1 pseudogene is annotated in these 248 nt (G+C 46.0%); it reads right to left on the reverse strand.

From position 1 onward, the window contains the following. A pseudogene (locus KTE19_RS14105) lies at nt 1-248 on the reverse strand (transposase); the annotation flags it as partial.

Here is a 248-nt window from a genome sequence, read left to right on the forward strand (position 1 = left end):
TTTAACGGCAAGTAAGTGGCATCTAAGAAGATGGCCGCATATTGTGAAGCCAGTCGGCGTTGCTGGAAAGCTTGAACCTGTTCATTGACGGCTTTAGTCATGTTGGAAACCGTGGCTTTGGAGTAGTGAGCACCGTACATTTTCTCAATGAGTTCGGCAATTTCAGCAGTGGTAATTCCCTTGGTATACAACTGAATGACCGTTGTTTCTAAATTATCACTGTGCCGACCGTAGGCTGGCAAGGTATG

The organism is Lentilactobacillus dabitei (genome assembly GCF_019061365.1).
In the GTDB taxonomy this organism is placed as follows: Bacteria; Bacillota; Bacilli; order Lactobacillales; family Lactobacillaceae; genus Lentilactobacillus; species Lentilactobacillus dabitei.